This is a genomic window from Polynucleobacter sp. Fuers-14 (assembly GCF_018882045.1).
GTDB lineage: Bacteria > Pseudomonadota > Gammaproteobacteria > Burkholderiales > Burkholderiaceae > Polynucleobacter.
Genome location: NZ_JACVPG010000003.1, coordinates 99722 through 116191, shown reverse-complemented (window position 1 = coordinate 116191; position 16470 = coordinate 99722). Strand labels below are relative to the sequence as shown.

At 47.4% G+C, this 16470-nt stretch carries 18 protein-coding genes; 7 read left to right on the top strand and 11 right to left on the bottom strand.

All coding sequences use genetic code 11. From position 1 onward, the window contains the following. Positions 1 to 6: 6 nt before the first annotated feature. A complete protein-coding gene (locus tag ICN40_RS01305) occupies positions 7 to 681 on the bottom strand; it encodes a DNA-3-methyladenine glycosylase (RefSeq protein WP_216241507.1) in 675 nt (224 codons plus the stop codon). After that, positions 681 to 2102 (bottom strand): cysteine--tRNA ligase, encoded by a 1422-nt coding sequence (gene cysS, locus ICN40_RS01300; protein WP_216241505.1) that lies wholly within the window; start codon positions 2100 to 2102, stop codon positions 681 to 683. The genes ICN40_RS01305 and cysS overlap by 1 nt, the downstream gene beginning before the upstream one ends. A 60-nt stretch (positions 2103 to 2162) precedes the next feature. On the opposite strand from cysS, the gene ICN40_RS01295 reads away from it, so the two are divergent. Genes ICN40_RS01295 through ICN40_RS01285 form a run of 3 tightly spaced genes read left to right on the top strand, consistent with a single transcriptional unit; the run spans position 2163 to position 4331 of the window. Beyond that, the gene (locus ICN40_RS01295; protein WP_216241503.1) at positions 2163 to 3077 is read left to right on the top strand and encodes a M48 family metallopeptidase; all 915 of its coding nucleotides are present in this window, start codon (positions 2163 to 2165) and stop codon (positions 3075 to 3077) included. Continuing rightward, complete coding sequence (locus tag ICN40_RS01290; protein WP_216241501.1) at positions 3049 to 3552, top strand: peptidylprolyl isomerase; 504 nt, start codon at positions 3049 to 3051, stop codon at positions 3550 to 3552. Before ICN40_RS01295 ends, ICN40_RS01290 begins: the two co-directional genes overlap by 29 nt. Continuing rightward, positions 3549 to 4331 carry a UDP-2,3-diacylglucosamine diphosphatase gene (locus tag ICN40_RS01285; protein ID WP_216241499.1) on the top strand — a complete coding sequence of 261 codons (783 nt, stop codon included), beginning with the start codon at positions 3549 to 3551 and terminating at the stop codon, positions 4329 to 4331. Before ICN40_RS01290 ends, ICN40_RS01285 begins: the two co-directional genes overlap by 4 nt. Positions 4332 to 4363: 32 nt before the next feature. Here ICN40_RS01285 and ICN40_RS01280 read toward each other — a convergent pair whose 3' ends face one another. Continuing rightward, a complete protein-coding gene (locus tag ICN40_RS01280) occupies positions 4364 to 5152 on the bottom strand; it encodes an inositol monophosphatase family protein (protein WP_216241496.1) in 789 nt (262 codons plus the stop codon). A 140-nt stretch (positions 5153 to 5292) separates the two neighbouring features. Between ICN40_RS01280 and ICN40_RS01275 the strand changes: the two genes are divergently transcribed. Next, a complete protein-coding gene (locus tag ICN40_RS01275; protein WP_216241494.1) occupies positions 5293 to 6045 on the top strand; it encodes an RNA methyltransferase in 753 nt (250 codons plus the stop codon). 23 nt (positions 6046 to 6068) lie between these two features. After that, a complete protein-coding gene (gene cysE / locus ICN40_RS01270) occupies positions 6069 to 6833 on the top strand; it encodes a serine O-acetyltransferase (protein ID WP_216241491.1) in 765 nt (254 codons plus the stop codon). Between the two features lie 95 nt (positions 6834 to 6928). Here cysE and ICN40_RS01265 read toward each other — a convergent pair whose 3' ends face one another. Continuing rightward, complete coding sequence (locus ICN40_RS01265) at positions 6929 to 7528, bottom strand: peptidylprolyl isomerase (protein ID WP_216242016.1); 600 nt, start codon at positions 7526 to 7528, stop codon at positions 6929 to 6931. Between the two features lie 54 nt (positions 7529 to 7582). Here ICN40_RS01265 and ICN40_RS01260 point away from each other — a divergent pair, with 54 nt between their 5' ends. Both ICN40_RS01260 and ICN40_RS01255 read left to right on the top strand, forming a co-directional pair. Then, complete coding sequence (locus tag ICN40_RS01260) at positions 7583 to 8815, top strand: cupin domain-containing protein (RefSeq protein WP_216241488.1); 1233 nt, start codon at positions 7583 to 7585, stop codon at positions 8813 to 8815. Between the two features lie 110 nt (positions 8816 to 8925). Continuing rightward, complete coding sequence (locus ICN40_RS01255) at positions 8926 to 9096, top strand: hypothetical protein (protein WP_215363436.1); 171 nt, start codon at positions 8926 to 8928, stop codon at positions 9094 to 9096. A gap of 61 nt (positions 9097 to 9157) precedes the next feature. Here ICN40_RS01255 and bamC read toward each other — a convergent pair whose 3' ends face one another. From bamC to lpdA, 7 genes are all read right to left on the bottom strand, one after another. Next, on the bottom strand, positions 9158 to 10306 hold the full coding sequence (bamC, locus tag ICN40_RS01250) for an outer membrane protein assembly factor BamC (RefSeq protein WP_216242014.1): 1149 nt from the start codon (positions 10304 to 10306) through the stop codon (positions 9158 to 9160). Further along, entirely contained in the window at positions 10306 to 11178 is an 873-nt protein-coding gene (gene dapA / locus ICN40_RS01245; protein WP_216242012.1) for a 4-hydroxy-tetrahydrodipicolinate synthase, read from the bottom strand. The genes bamC and dapA overlap by 1 nt, the downstream gene beginning before the upstream one ends. Positions 11179 to 11255: 77 nt before the next feature. After that, a complete protein-coding gene (locus ICN40_RS01240; RefSeq protein ID WP_255561076.1) occupies positions 11256 to 11819 on the bottom strand; it encodes a bifunctional 2-polyprenyl-6-hydroxyphenol methylase/3-demethylubiquinol 3-O-methyltransferase UbiG in 564 nt (187 codons plus the stop codon). 9 nt (positions 11820 to 11828) lie between these two features. After that, entirely contained in the window at positions 11829 to 13031 is a 1203-nt protein-coding gene (locus tag ICN40_RS01235) for a tryptophan--tRNA ligase (RefSeq protein ID WP_215363432.1), read from the bottom strand. A gap of 37 nt (positions 13032 to 13068) precedes the next feature. Then, the gene (locus tag ICN40_RS01230; RefSeq protein WP_216241484.1) at positions 13069 to 13920 is read right to left on the bottom strand and encodes a 3',5'-nucleoside bisphosphate phosphatase; all 852 of its coding nucleotides are present in this window, start codon (positions 13918 to 13920) and stop codon (positions 13069 to 13071) included. 9 nt (positions 13921 to 13929) lie between these two features. Beyond that, on the bottom strand, positions 13930 to 15033 hold the full coding sequence (gene zapE / locus ICN40_RS01225; RefSeq protein WP_216241482.1) for a cell division protein ZapE: 1104 nt from the start codon (positions 15031 to 15033) through the stop codon (positions 13930 to 13932). Further along, positions 15034 to 16470, bottom strand: coding sequence for a dihydrolipoyl dehydrogenase (gene lpdA, locus ICN40_RS01220; protein ID WP_216241479.1), 1437 nt, complete (start codon positions 16468 to 16470; stop codon positions 15034 to 15036).

Here is a 16470-nt window from a genome sequence, read left to right as displayed (position 1 = left end):
CTGATTTTAATGTTCAACTGGGACGGGGTCGAGACTTCTCCACATATACCAGGTAGCTACCGTACGCCACGGGGCCCAATTGGCAGCCACCTCCCTCGCCTCATGGCGGCTAACAGGCTCACCGCTGAAGTAATTGAGGGAAATAGCCTTAATTAGACCAACATCGTCTAAGGGGAGGATATTAGGGCGAACCATATTAAAAATGAGGAACATTTCAGCAGTCCAGCGGCCAATTCCCCGAATAGAGCTTAATTCTTTGATCACGCTCTCATCATCCATATCTTTCCACTGATTAGCATGCAGACGTCCAGAATCAAAGTGATCTGCTAAATCGCGGATGTACTCCACCTTGCGCCCAGACAATCCGGCGGCGCGCAATTCTTCTACGGAGAGCGCTAGGATATTTTTAGGGGTGACTTTCTTTTTACTGGCGGCAACCACTCTATTCCAAACGGATTGGGCTGCTGCTACTGAAATCTGCTGCCCCACAATCGATCTCGCCAAAGTATTAAATGAATCGCCGCGTGTGACTAAAAATCCGGATCCAATTTTAGGAATTAGTTTTTTCAGAATACGATCGTGCTTCATCAATTCTTTGCAAGCCTGCTCCCAATAGTCTGGAGCAATTTCTTGCAAGATTGATTCTGCTTTTTCCACTTTTATTTCTTTTACTACAGTCATTAAGCCCTACGCCATTCTGTTAAGCCGCCGGGTTTATCTTCCAGAACAATTCCTTGCTCTAGTAATGTCTTACGAATTAAGTCTGCCTGGGCAAAATCTTTTGACTGTTTAGCGGCCACACGTGCAGCGATATGCTCTTCAATTTGCGCAGGACTTAAGCCATCCTGATCTTTGGAGCCTGCTTGCAAAAATGTGGTTGGATCACGCTGCAAGAAGTTCAGGGAAGCGCCGAGAGCCTTCATTGTATTGGCGAGTAATTGCTTTTCATCGCCTTGCGCACGGTTGACTTCGCTGGCCAGGTCAAACAAGACTGCAATCGCTTCTGGTGTATTGAAATCATCATTCATGGCATCCGCAAAGCGCTTGGCCCATGGATTGTGTGAATCTAGATTGATTGATTGTGCTTTTGGGGCTTGAGCCAAGGCAGTGTATAGACGACCAAGTCCTGAGCGTGCCTCTTCTAGTTGTGCATCGCTGTAATTAATCGGACTACGGTAATGCGCCTTCAGCATGAAGAAGCGCAATACTTCTGGATCAAAGCTTTTTAAGACATCTCGTATTAAAAAGAAGTTGCCCAATGACTTGGACATTTTCTCTTCGTTCACTCGAATGTGGCCGTTATGCATCCAGTAACTAACAAAGGGAGCATCATCTTCTTTACGATCTTTGCCATACAAAGCGCCTTCGCTTTGAGCAATTTCATTTTCGTGGTGCGGGAATTGCAAATCCGCACCTCCACCATGAATATCAAAGTGCTCACCCAGTAAGTCACAAGACATGGCTGAGCACTCAATATGCCAGCCTGGACGGCCTTCACCCCATGGTGACTTCCAGCGAGTATCAGCAGGCTCTTCAGCTTTAGCACTTTTCCATAAAACAAAATCTAACGGATCACGCTTGCCATCACCAACCGCTACCCTCTCACCAGCATTTAATTCATCAAGTGTCTTACCGGATAGCTGACCATAGCGTGGCAGCAAACGCACCGCAAAATTGACATCGCCATCATTGGCTTGATAGGCCAAGTCGTTTTCAATGAGTTTGCCAATCATGCCCTGCATTTGGGCAATGTAATCGGTAGCACGCGGCTCTTGATCGGGATGAATTAAACCCAACTCATTCGAGTCGGCATGCATCGCATCGATAAAACGATTGGTTAATGCAGAAATGGGTTCGCCATTCTCAATGGCACGGTTGATGATCTTGTCATCAATATCAGTGATATTGCGCACATAAAGCACTTCATAGCCGCTAGCCCTAAGCCAACGAACCACCATATCAAAGACGATCATGACCCTGGCATGGCCAATATGGCAAAAGTCATAAACCGTCATGCCGCAGACGTACATCTTGACCTTGCCCGGCACTATGGGCTTAAAGAGCTGTTTAGAACGGCTAAGGGTGTTATAGATTTGCAGCATAGGGCTATAAAGGTGGGGCAAGTAGCGCCAATTTGTTAGACTGAGCGCTGAGTATATCGAATGAGCCCGTTTCACACCCCTTCCTCTATGCCCCACAACGCCCCAGCGCCACAAATTACCCCGAATAAGGTCTTAGCCCTAACTTTTGCCACTTTGGTGTCATTGGTGCTAATGACAGGGTGCAGCACGCCCGCTCAGCAACGTGCGGATGCTGAAATTCAGGCATTAAATACCCGGGAAATGAAGTCGGGACAATTGGCCCCACAACCCTATTTAGGTGGCTACAGCCCAACTGATCCTCCCAGGTTATCGGCGGATGTGGGCTATGACCCATTAAATCCAGAGCTATCAGAGACCGTTGGCGTCCCATTTATGTCCTTCTTGATTATTGAAGCGGACCCCATCACCAAAAATGCGGTGCCATCCGATGTAGAAAAGCTCATCAAGGCGCGCAAATATCAAGATGCGGTTACCCAAATCAATGTGGACCTTAAGAAGACGCCACGTAATGTGCAATTGCGTTTTGTAAAAGCGCGCTTACAAATTGAGATGCGCCAATTCGATCAAGCTAAAAAAACCTTGATTGAAATTACTCAGCAGTTCCCTGAATTGCCAGAACCCTACAATAATCTTGCAGCGATAGCTGCCAACCAAGGCCAATGGATTGAAGCGCGAGATTATTTAGAGCTTGCATTAAAGCTGCGCCCTAGCTATGCCATTGCCTCAGCCAATCTGGGTGAGATCTATATTCGCCTTGGCGCTCAAGCGTATGAAGACGCAGCAAAAAATGCAACACTGAATCAGCGTCAATACTCCAACCGCGCTAAAGCGCTCTTAGATGTGCTCAAGCCCCCTGCAAAGCGCCCCGTTAATCGCGCTCTCAATTCTGCAGATTCTCAGCCTAGTAATACTCCATCCACTAACCCTCTAGAAAGTAGACCTAATAATGGCGAAAGTACTCTTAAAAACCAATAAGGGTGAGATCACCCTCACCCTTGACGCAGCTAAGGCACCGAAAAGTGTTGCTAACTTTTTGCAATACGTAAAAAGCGGTCATTACGATGGCACGATTTTTCATCGCGTCATTGATAACTTTATGGTTCAAGGCGGCGGTATGACTACCGGCATGAAGCAAAAGCCAACAGGCGCGGAAATTGAAAACGAAGCCAATAATGGCCTCAAGAATGATCGCTACACTGTAGCTATGGCGCGTACCAGCGACCCTCATTCTGCAACTGCTCAATTCTTTATCAATGTGAATGACAACGATTTCTTAAACCACACCGCTCCGAATGCCCAAGGCTGGGGTTATGCGGTATTCGGTAAAGTTACTGGCGGCATGGATGTGGTTGATACCATTCGCAAAGTCAAAACTGGTAGCTCCGGCTTTCACCAAGATGTGCCTGCTGAAGATGTTGTGATTGAGAAGGCTACTGTTCTCGAGGAATGATTGCGCAACACGCGAGCGCGCTGCTCATATCAGACTTACACCTCACGCCGTCAATGCCCTTGACGGCGCAACGCTTTTTTGACTTCTGTGAAAAAGAGGCCCCTAAAGTGGAGGCTGTATTTATTCTGGGTGACTTATTTGAGTATTGGGTTGGTGATGATGCATCCGCATCTTCACCTTTTCAACAAGAAGTTCAGCGTGCCATCGCCAACCTTTCTACCAAAGTAAAAACGTATTACATCCATGGCAATCGAGATTTTTTAATCGGCAAAAGTTTTATTAAAAAGACTGGCATGACACTCTTGCCAGATCCTAGCGTAGTGGAATTAGCTTCACACAAATGGGTCTTAGCCCATGGTGATGCTTTATGTACCGCAGACTTTGGCTATCAGGTATTTCGTAGTTGGGTTAGAAAACCTTGGGTGCAAAAACTCTTTTTAACCTTGCCCCTCAATTGGCGCAGAGGTGTTGCCCAGCATCTACGTAGCAATAGCCATAGCCAATATCAAACACAGCAACCCTCTGCTGCAAGTCAACTCAAAATGGATGTCACGCGAGAAGCTTGTGCAGCTGTGATGAAAGGTCAATCTGGAGACAGATTGATTCATGGGCATACTCACTTGCCAGCCCATCATGAAGAATCTTTGGATACCCAGGCTTGGCAGCGCTGGGTTTTATCTGACTGGGATCTCGATCACCCTGAGAGCCATCACCCTCGGGCAAGCGCCCTATTGATCGATAATGCTGGAGCACGCTATCTCGACCTTATTAAGCACTAAGCGCTACAGACTTCTCAGGTCGAGATATTGAATTAAGAAACCGAGTATTTAGAGAGTGACTGCACCATCTGCGCAAAGATGCGTGGATTGGCAGCCATCACTTCACCGCTTTTCAGAAAGCCCTCTTCCCCGCGATAGTTGCCAATCAGTCCGCCTGCTTCAGTGATTAGCAAAGCACCAGCAGCCATGTCCCATGGCTTGAGATCGCTCTCAAAAAATCCATCGTAACGACCCGCTGCTACATAAGCCAAATCTAATGATGCAGCACCCGGGCGACGCAAGCCCGCGCATTGACGTGACATTTCAGCAAAGATCTTTAAATACTTTTCCAAGTCCTGGTCTTCACGATACGGAAAGCCGGTGCCGAGTAAAGAATTTGCCAAGCGATCTTGCGTGGCTACACGCAAACGCCGACGATCCAAATATGCACCCGCACCACGGGTAGCGGTGAATAATTCATCCCGTGTTGGGTCGTAAACGACGGCTTGTTGAATCACACCATTCACTGCCAGAGCAATCGAAACCGCATACTGCGGAAAGCCGTGAATGAAATTGGTTGTGCCATCCAGTGGATCAATGATCCAAACGTTTTCTGCATCCGCATTGTGTTCGCCTGTTTCTTCAGCTAAAAATCCATGGGTTGGATAGGCTTCGCTAAGCGTTTCAATGATGGCCGCTTCTGCGGCTTTGTCCACCTCGGTGACGAAATCGTTGTGTTGCTTACGGTCAACTTGCAAGCGCTCCAAATTCAAAGAAGCACGATTAATGACTGTTCCAGCGCGACGGGCGGCCTTGACGGCCACATTTAACATGGGATGCATAGTATTGATGGACAAATTAAATAAGAACAAGCTCCTTGTAATGCCTGCAAAAAGGAAAATTGCATGACAATACGAAGCTAATAGACTGATTCTAAACGATTAGCATCTATTACCCCCTATAAACACCCCCATTGGCATTGATGAATATCGACAAATCTGAACTATTGCGCTGGGTTTTAGTCGAAACCAGTCACCCAGGAAACGTGGGTTCAGCTGCTCGCGCCCTTAAAACGATGGGCTTTAGCGACCTGCGCCTTATTAATCCCAAGATCAAAGACGTAGCAGCCAATGCGGATGCCATTGCTCTAGCCAGCGGTGCGGCAGATATCCTTGAACGCTCCTCAGAAAGCGGTTCATTAGCCTCCGTCGTGGAGGGCTGCTCACTAGTTATAGGCTTAACTAGCCGTGATCGAGAGTTTGGCCCGCCAGCCTTAGACTGGGAGGCCGCTCGGATCTTAATAGCCGATGCGACATCAGCAGAAGGAAAGGTTGCCCTACTCTTTGGCCCTGAAAGAACTGGCTTGGATAACGATCATTTGGCCTTATGCACCCATAGAGTCTGGTTAGATGCCAATCCAGACTACCCGTCTCTTAACTTGGCCCAGGCAATCATGGTCTGCGCCTACACTCTCAGGGAAACACTCAGCCAGCATACAGGCGTGCGTAATGCCTTAGCGGGCCGGGAAGAAATGGCTGATTTTGCCGATCCCGCAGCTATTGCAGCCATGGTAGAACATTGGCGCGAAGGTCTGGAGGCCATTGGCTATTTAGACCCAGCCAACCCCAAGAAACTGATGCCCCGTATTCAAGCGCTTTTTGCTCGTAGCCGCCTTCATAAAGAAGAGATAGATCTGCTGCGCGGTATTGCAAAACAGATGCTGCTGAGAAAATAAGCGCATCCCGTTAAAATCAAGCTATGTCAAATCCCCTATTCGACCAAGTCGACTCCATTATTGCCAGAGACCCAGCAGCCCGGAATCGTCTCGAGGTCATCACTTGCTACCAAGGCTTGCATGCAGTTTGGCTGCATCGCATCTCCCATTTTCTTTGGAATCTTGGTCTGAAATGGCTTGCCCGTGTGCTGTCCATGTTTGCGCGTTTTTTCACAGGGATAGAAATTCATCCTGGTGCAAAGATTGGTCGCCGAGTATTTTTGGATCATGGGCTCGGTATTGTGATTGGTGAGACCACTGAAATTGGTGATGACTGCACAATTTATCAAGGCGTTACCTTGGGCGGCACTTCGCTTTATAAAGGCGTTAAGCGCCACCCCACTCTTGGTAAAGGCGTTGTGGTCAGCGCTGGTGCAAAAGTTCTCGGTGGATTTACTGTGGGCGATGGCGCACGCGTTGGATCCAATGCCGTGGTACTAAAAGAAATTCCTGCAGGTGCGACTGCGGTTGGTATTCCTGCGCGCATCCTGCATCCAGATTTACCGCAAAGTCCCGATAGCAAAACAAAGGATTATTTTTCTGCTTATGGAGTGACGCCGAATGTAGATGATCCTGTATCAATGGCGCTCAAAGGTTTAATTGATGCCACGATCGAACAGGAAGCCAAGATTGCAGCACTAGAGAAGGCTTTAGCCAAGTTAAGTAACACGCCTACTGGCCCTGATGCTGAAGGCTCTAGCGATACCAAACGCGACCTTGATGCGATTAAACAGTGGTTGAGAGAGTAGTGATTCGTAGTTACCCCTTGGGGTCATGCAGAAGAAATGATGCAAAGAAAAAGGAATAGCATGCTATTCCTTTCTTTATTCAAACTTGGTTTTAATTAATGTAGCGTACGTGGGCCCGTGCTATCACCACCTAATGCGCCGCCTGGAAATTCTTCATCTTCATCATCGCCCTCATCATTAGGCATCCCAAATGAAAAACTTTCGCCGCCCTCTGGATGACGATTTTCAATTTCATCATCAGTAGCTGCGCGAACATCTTCAACTTGAACCCAAAAACGCAATGCCATGCCTGCTAACGGATGATTACCATCTAACACGACTTGACTGTCTGCAACATCCGTAACGGTATAGATTAAAGGTTCATCATCTTCAGAATCATGCACAGTCGCATCTTCATCTGCATCAGGCACGCCTTCAAACTGCATCCCCACCTCTAAAGGCTCCGGGAAACGGGTACGTGGCTCGATCTTTAACAACTCAGGATCATATTCACCAAAGGCTTCACTGGGCTCTAGCTGAATCGTTGCCTCATAACCAATATCTTGGCCATCAAGCAGATTCTCAATTTTAGGAAAAGTACCTTCATAACCTCCGTGCAGGTATACCATCGGAGAATCGGGCTCCTCGATAACATTGTTTTGCGCATCGGTTAGCTTATAGCGAAGGGATACGATGGTATTTTTTTCAATCTTCATGCGGAATTTGTCGAACATTCGTTTTTAATCAGTTTCTAAACAGCTTTTTACTTTATGACCTCATTTTACTTGAGCAAACCCTATGAGCCGCCTCAGGCTCCATCAAAGCTCCCTTTAGGGGAGCCCTGGGCCTTATTTGGGGGTATTAGCCCAGACCAGTTCATGGCGCGGTATTGGCATAAAAAGCCCCTTCTTATCCGCAGGGCGATTCCGGCATTTGCCCTTTCGGCTAAAAATGGTGAGCCCCTGGATAGCCCTATTCCTACCAAAGAGCTAGTCAAATTTGCCCTGCAAGATGAGGTAGAGGCGCGCTTGGTTAAATCTAATCCATGGAGCTTTGATAGCGGACCGTTTTCTAAAAAGGCCATTCCATCGATCGACAAACCCGACTGGACTTTATTGCTTCAAGGAATGGAGGCCCATCATCCAGCAGCTGCAAAAATTCTGTCTTGGTTCCGTTTTATTCCCGATGCGCGCTTAGATGACTTAATGATTAGCATTGCTGGAATTGGAGGCGGCGTTGGCCCCCACTTTGATTCATACGACGTCTTCCTGATTCAAATGTCTGGCAGAAGGCAGTGGAAAATTTCAGAACAAAAGGATCTGAGCCTCAACCCTAATCTACCGCTAAAGATTCTGCGTAACTTTAAACCTGAGCGGGAGTGGACCCTAGAGCCTGGCGATATGTTGTATTTACCGCCCCATGTTGCACATGATGGTATTGCGCTAGATGCAGGTTGCCAAACATGGTCTGTTGGATTTCGCTCCCCCAGCTTTAAAGAATTACTGCAAGAAGGTTTGTGGCGCCTAGCAGAATCTTTGGAGGATATTCCTGCCCTAGAGGGCAAGTTTGCAGACCCTAAACAAGGTGCAACTCATAGTGCAGAGCAATTGCCGGAAGAGCTCATCAAACAACTGGGCTCAAAGCTCAAAGAGCTGAAACTAGCCCAAATTGATGGATTTTTACCTGGGATTACCGCCTATCTATCGGAACCCAAACAACAAGCCCTTTTTGACGCTCCCGATAGCCCCCTAAAACCGAATGCATTCCTTAAGAAACTTAGGGCTAACAGACTTCTCACCCATCCACAAACCCGTATTCTGAGCCTTGGAAAGCAGGTGTATTGCAATGGAGAATCCATGACCCAGGGAGAAGCCCCAGATATTCTTTCGGCCTGGCAGACCCTCTCGGCACATAAAGAACTCAGGGTGGGTAGGCTCAAACAGCCTGATCAATCTAGCCTTTATGAGGCGTATTTAGCCGGCTGGTTGGTTTTTGAACACTGAATGCGGAGATGGATATAATAATTACTGGAAACTACTTAGGGGCAATCCCTCGGTATATCCAGAGAACAATTACCGGTAATTGTTATTAATTTTTTTAAAGGAATTTACAAATGAAGAAGTCACTCGTATTCGCTGCTATGTTAGCAATCGCCTTGGCCGCTTGCGGTAAAAAAGAAGAAGCAAAACCTGCTGAAGCTGCTGCTGCTCCAGCTGCACCTGCTGCTGAAGCTCCTGCTGCTGCTCCGGCTCCAGCTGCACCTGCTGCTGATGCTAAGAAGTAATCTTCTTCATGAAGAAAAAAAGCCGCTGAAAAGCGGCTTTTTTATTTGCCTTCAAAAACTACTACTTTGTTAGTTGCTCCGTTAACAAAGTCAGCAATTGATAACCAGCAGGCGTATTTTCTGGCTTACCATCCGCATTCTGTACATAGACATTTGCAGAATTCTCACCAGCACTCTTCACAAGCACCTGATATTTTTTGGCCTTCATACCAGATTCATCTTTACTGCTAAAGAGATTGGAGAAGAAGCCTTTGGTATCGCCCAAATCTTTAGGATTCACGTATCGAACATAGTAAACACCGGTTGAACGATTTCGATCCTCAACCGTGAAGTTAGAGCGATCCAGAGCTAATCCTACATCACGCCAAGAGCGATCAAAGCCAGCGCTGAGCTCGATATAGGCTTGGTTAGCGCCCTCTTGAACAAACTTCGCTTTAGGCGTTTTAGGGCCAAGAGGCACTGCAACCATTGCTTTAGCCTGCTCTTGCGTCATGCCTAAGCGCTCCATCAAGCGAGCCAAGAAAACAGCCTCTAACTCAGGATCATTGGGGCGCGGTGTCCAAAGAGTGGATATGCATGCTCCTCCCGGAGTATCGGTTACACATTTTTCAATCATGCCGCGCTGGGTAATGTAAATCTCAGTCTCGCCAGGCTTGGACAGCTCTAAGCGTGTTTTGTATTTATCCCGCTCACCAGTGTCATAGATTGAATCTACTGCGCTGCCAACGACGGAGCGAATCCAATCCTGCGGGATCTTGGCGCGATTTTCAGCCCAATCGGTTTCCATAATTCCAGTAGATGGTGAGTCGATCTCCAATAAGAAGCCATTCTCTTGCCAAAAATCTTTTACCTGCGGATAGAGTTCGGTGGCTGGCTTTTCAACTACCAGCCAACGACGCTCGCCATCACGAGCAATTCGCATCCCCGGAATACCAGTCATAACATTGCTACGGATCTGTACCGATTTCTTGACAGCAGCATTGTATTCAGACATCGTTGCTGTACCGTCCTGAACGATGTAACGGCGATCAGCCTGCGCCGTGATCAAGTCCGGAGGGTATGACAAATTAGGGCCGCGCACAGCGCCTGCACTCTTATAGTCAACGGTATCGCTACTCGTAACTGACTTACAGGAAGTCAATGCAGCAGAAGCAATAACAATTAGAGCCAGAATCGATAAATATCGACGGGATAGTTGGAGCAAATTCATCATAGTAGGTTGGCCTGTTTTAGCGCTGCCTTCAAAGGCTCACGCAAAGAATTGCTTAAAGGTGTTAACGGCAAACGAATGCCAGCAGTAATCTTGCCCATCTCGTGTAATGCCCACTTCACTGGAATCGGGTTGGCCTCTGTGAACATGGCCTTATGCACTGCAATTAATTGATATTGAATCTCACGAGTTCTTTTTACGTCATCAAACATGGCGGCTACGCAGAGCTCATGCATTAAGCGTGGCGCAATATTGGCGGTGACGGAAATATTACCTTTGCCACCCATCAACATCAACATGGCAGCCGTGAGATCGTCGCCAGAGAATACTGAAAAGTCTTGATGGCCAGCACACTTGAGATCATTAATCAATAAGGTGCCACGCTCCAAACTGCCTGTGGCCTCTTTAATACCAATAATGCCTGGTACGCCTGCTAAACGGACAACAGTATCGCCAGCCAAGTCAGCAACCGTTCTACCGGGAACGTTATACAAAATCACTGGCAAATCTACAGACTCAGCAATCTTTTTAAAGTGCGCAAACATGCCATCTTGTGTTGGCTTGTTGTAATACGGCACTACCTGCAAGCTGGCATCGGCGCCAACCTGTTTTGCAAATTGAGTTAATTCAATCGCTTCAATCGTAGAGTTGCCACCAGTCCCAGCAATCACTGGAATACGTCCCGCAATCTGCTCCACTGTCACGCGAATGAGCTCACAATGTTCTTCAACAGAAACTGTTGGGGACTCTCCGCTAGTGCCAACAATCACAATCCCGTCGGTGCCTTCCGCTACATGCCAATCCAATAAGGAACGCAAGCTAGCGTAGTCCAAGCTGCCATCTTCGAACATGGGAGTCACGATAGCCGGCATACTGCCAGCGATGGGCTTTTTGCTACCTTTGGAATGCGCTGTACTTGTCACCGAATATGCACCGATTTTTAGCTGTCTTAACCCTGAAATTGTAACGGAATGTGCTGTTTTAGCTCACCTTTTACCGCGCACAGGCGCTGAACCATAGCTGGTTTAGGTTGATCTACGTAAATATCCTCATAAGCCACTACCTTGAGCCCATGACGAGAGGCAAAAGTGAGCAATTCCCCTGGATTTAGGAGGAAATTGGGGTTAGATGGTTTGCCAAATGCACCATTTCCCAGGGCAAAGGTTTCATAGATCAAAACACCGTCCTGTTGCAGCATTTTGGGCAATTGGTCTAAATGTGGACGAAAGAGGTAGTTGGTCACTAAGATGGCGCTGAACTCAAAACCTATCAGGGGCCAGTTAGCCTCCTCAAGATTGAGGTGCTTTGGAGTGATTAAAAGGTTGCTAAGTGACCCTACTGCTGTGACATCTTGATCAACCGCCAAGACAGCATGCCCCATGCTTGCCAATAAATCAGAGTGTCGACCTGATCCACAAGCTAAATCCAGCACCACCCCATCCCCTTGAATGAGGGGCGCAAATCTTCTTACCCAAGGAGAGGCATTCAAAATGGCATCGTGCGGGCTAGGCAAGATCAAGGCTCAATCGTATGCAAGGCCCATTGCTTCGCGAACCTCGCGCATGGTTTCCTGGGCAACCTTGCGTGCTTTGTCGCAACCATCGGCAATGATGGAACGCAGCAAACTAGGATCATCCAAATACTTCTGTGCACGTTCAAACATCGGTTGCTGCTCAGCCAAAATTGAATCAATTACCGGTTGCTTGCACTCGAGGCATCCAATACCAGCGGATTTACAACCCTTATCAACCCATTGTTTTGTTTCCTCATTTGAGTAAACAGTATGCAGTTGCCATACCGGGCAACGTGCTGGATCTCCGGCGTCGGTTCTTCGAACGCGCGCTGGATCCGTTGGCATCGTACGAATCTTTTTAATCACATCTTCGGGATTTTCGCGAATGCTGATGGTATTGCCGTAAGACTTAGACATCTTCTGACCATCGATACCAGGCATACGTGATGCCGTTGTGAGTAGTGCTTGTGGCTCAGGCAGAATAATTTTGCGGGCACCTTCTAAAAAGCCAAAGAGTCTTTCGCGATCAGCCATCGATAAACTCTGCGCTTCTTGCAGCAATGCTTTAGCTTGCTCCAACGCCTCATCATCACCACGCTCTTGAAATGCCACTCGTAATTCCGCATACATCTTGGCGCGTTTGCTGCCTAATTTTTTAACTGCCTCTAAGGCTTTTTCTTCAAAGCCGGGCTCGCGTCCGTATAAATAATTAAAGCGGCGCGCTACTTCACGAGTCATCTCTACGTGTGGCACCTGATCTTCACCAACCGGAACCAACTGTGCGCGATACATCAATATATCGGCCGCCTGTAGCAATGGATAACCCAAGAAACCATAAGTTTGGAGATCTTTTTCCTTGAGTTTCTCAATTTGATCTTTGTAGGTCGGCACTCGCTCAAGCCAACCCAATGGGGTTCCCATGGAGAGCAATAGAAAAAGTTCAGCATGCTCAGGCACTTTACTTTGAATAAACAACGTTGCTTGATTTGGATCAACACCCGTTGCCAACCAATCAATCACCATATCCCATACAGACTGTTCAATGACATCCGGAGTCTCGTAATGAGTAGTTAATGCATGCCAATCGGCCACAAAAAAGAAGCATGGGTACTCCGACTGCAGGCGCACCCAGTTCTTTAAAACACCATGGTAGTGACCCAAGTGCAAGCTACCGGTTGGTCGCATGCCAGAGAGAACGCGTTCAGCAAACATCTGTATTCTTTTTCTAAGTGGTTAAGTGATTAAGGAATTAATGAAAGGCAGACCACACTGGTGTGAGGTGATCCGGTAAGTGCGGCAAATTGCCTAAATCTATATGACTCTCGCTTGGGTCATGAAAATCGGAGCCGCGAGAGGCCAAAAAGCCATATTGCTGCGCAATCTTTGCAAAGGTTTTGTATTGGTCAGGGCTATGGCTACCCGTAATCACCTCAATTGCTAGGCCGCCAATATCCTTAAAGTGTTTATAGAGCTCGTCCATTTGCATAGCATTGAGTCTACTGTAGCGTCCAGGATGGGCAATCACCGCTACACCACCTGCTGATTTAATCCAGCTAACAGCGTCATCTAGAGTAGCCCACTGATGAGGTACATATCCTGGTTTGCCTTCAATTAAATAATTTTTAAATACATGTTCGGTATTGCGACACACTCCCTGCTCTACTAAGTAACGCGCAAAGTGTGTTCTTGAAATCAAGTCATGATTACCTGCGAAATGCAGTGCGCCTTCATAAGCGCCAGGTATACCTGCTTTGAGTAGCTGTTCTGCCATCAGTTTGGCGCGATTACCTCGGCCATCACGAGTGCGACGAAGTCCTTCGATGATGCCAGCATGCTCAGCATCAATTCCAAGGCCAACAATATGAATCGTCTCACCCATCCAAGTGACAGAAATTTCTACACCAGCAAGGTAATCGATCTTTAGTGCACTAGCCGCTTCTCGCGCACGCTTCTGACCGCCCAACTCATCATGATCGGTCAGGGCCCACAAATGCACTCCATTGGCTTTAGCACGCTCCGCTAATTGTTCGGGCGTCAAAGTGCCATCAGAAATCACTGAATGGCAATGCAAGTCGGCGTTTAGGGGTGAAAAGCTGCTCATGACCCTATTTTAGGTCAAGCTGGTGTCAATTACCCGGCGCGGTGCATCTAGGTAGTCACGAGACTGCATCTCAATCAAACGGGACACGGTTCGAGAGAATTCAGCCGTAATTTGGCCCTCAGTGTACAAATCTGGAGCTGGGACCTCAGCAGACATGATTAACTTAATCTTGTGGTCATACAAGACGTCGATTAGCCAAATAAAGCGGCGGGCTTCATTTGTCATTCTTGGGGGCATATAGGGCACCCCAGACAAAATCACCGTATGAAACTGGTTAGCAATCTCTAGGTAATCATTTTGTGAGCGTGGACCGCAACACAAAGTTTTGAAGTCGAACCAAACCACACCGTCCGCCATGTGAAGCGGTCGTAACTCACGCGACTCAATATTAAGGACTGGATTACGCGCCTCATTTTGATTACCAATCAAGGTTTGAAACATTTGACCGAGCGTTGCTTGTGTTTCTGCATTAATCGGCGTGAGATAGGCCTCTACTTGTGCCATCTGCACACGGCGGTAATCATTGCCAGCATCTACGTTCATAACGTCGAGCTTCTCTTCCAACAGTTTGATCGCGGGAAGTAATCTATCGCGATGTAGGCCATTGGGGTAGAGCTGATCTGGGCGATAGTTCGATGTCATCACAAATTGCACACGGTCAGCAAACAGTGCACTGAGCAAGCGATATAAAATCATTGCATCGGCGATGTCATTGATGTGGAACTCATCAAAGCAAATAAGGCGATAGCGATTTGAAATACGCTTAGCAAGCTCATCAAGCGGGTCTGATAAACCCGATAACTCATGGAGTTCGCGATGGACTTCACGCATGAACTCATGAAAATGAATGCGAATTTTCTTTTCTAATGGTGAGGCCGCATAAAAGCAGTCCATCAAGAAGGATTTGCCACGACCTACCCCACCCCATAAATAAATGCCACGAGGGAGCGTTGGTTTAAATATCTTTTTCTTTAAGGTATTGCTGCGGATTTCTTTATAAGCAATCCATTGATCTTCACATTCCTGAAGACGCTCTACGGCACGAAGCTGCGCGGGATCACTTTGATACCCGCGCGCCTTTAACTCTTGTTGGTAAAACTCAATGGTTTTCAATTACATATTTAATGCACGTGAGTCTGTCGCCAATGCTGCTTCGCGCATCACTTCAGACAAACTTGGATGTGCATGACAGATACGAGCAATATCTTCTGCTGCTGCTTTGAATTCCATTGCAACCGCTGCTTCAGCAATTAAGTCGGAAGCATTGGCACCAATAATATGTACGCCAAGAATCTCATCAGTCTTAGCATCCGCTAACACTTTGATGAAACCATCAGCACGACCCATACCCAACGCACGGCCGTTAGCAGCAAAGGGGAACTGACCTGCCTTATAAGCAATACCAGCCTCTTTAAGCGCTTGTTCAGTCTTACCAACCCAGGCAATTTCAGGATCGGTATAGATAACCCAAGGAATGCAGTTGTAATCGATATGAGGCTTTTGACCGGCAATCACTTCGGCAACCAAGACGCCTTCGTCCTCTGCTTTGTGTGCCAACATAGGGCCGCGTACTACGTCACCAACAGCATAGACGCCAGGCGCAGCAGTAGCACAAGTGTGATCATCAATTGGAATGAAGCCGCGCTCATCCACTTTAAGGCCAATCTTGTCTAATCCCAATTTGTCGGTGTTAGGTACACGACCAACGGAAACAATTAAGCGCTCACATTCCAACTTAGCAGCCTTACCAGCGCTATCGGTGTAATTAACTACTACACCCTTCTTGTCGGCTTTAACATCACCAATCTTCACGCCAGTATGAATATCTAAGCCTTGCTTAGCAAAAAGCTTTTGAGCTTCTTTAGCAATACCGATATCACAAGCGCCTAAGAATGAAGGCATAGCTTCGAGCACAGTCACTTCAGCACCGAGACGGCGCCATACAGAGCCCAACTCCAGACCGATTACACCAGCGCCGATTACACCTAATTTCTTAGGAGCAGAATCAAACTTAAGCGCACCTTCGTTATCGCAGATCAAGACGTTGTCTACAGCGATACCAGAGAGGTGACGCGCTTTAGAGCCGGTAGCAATGATTACATTCTTGGCGGTAACTGTTTCTTTATCTTTGCCATCAATCTTCACTTGATAACCATCGGCATTCTTACCTTCGAATGAAGCATGGCCTTTTAACAAAGTGATTTTGTTCTTACGGAACAAGTACTGAATACCACCCGTCATTTTGGTAACGATGTCATCCTTACGAGCGATCATCTTTTTAGAGTCGATGCTTACTGCACCCACCTTAATGCCATGATCCGCAGCATGATGGCTGATCTTTTCGAATTCCTCTGAAGATGCCAACAATGCCTTAGAGGGAATACAGCCCACGTTTAAGCAGGTGCCGCCCAAACGTGTTTCACCTTTAGGATCATCATAGGAACTCGATTCAGCACAGGCAACCTTAAAACCGAGTTGCGCTGCACGAATTGCGGCGATGTAGCCACCAGGGCCAGCACCAATTACTACTACGTCAAAAGCTTGGCTCAT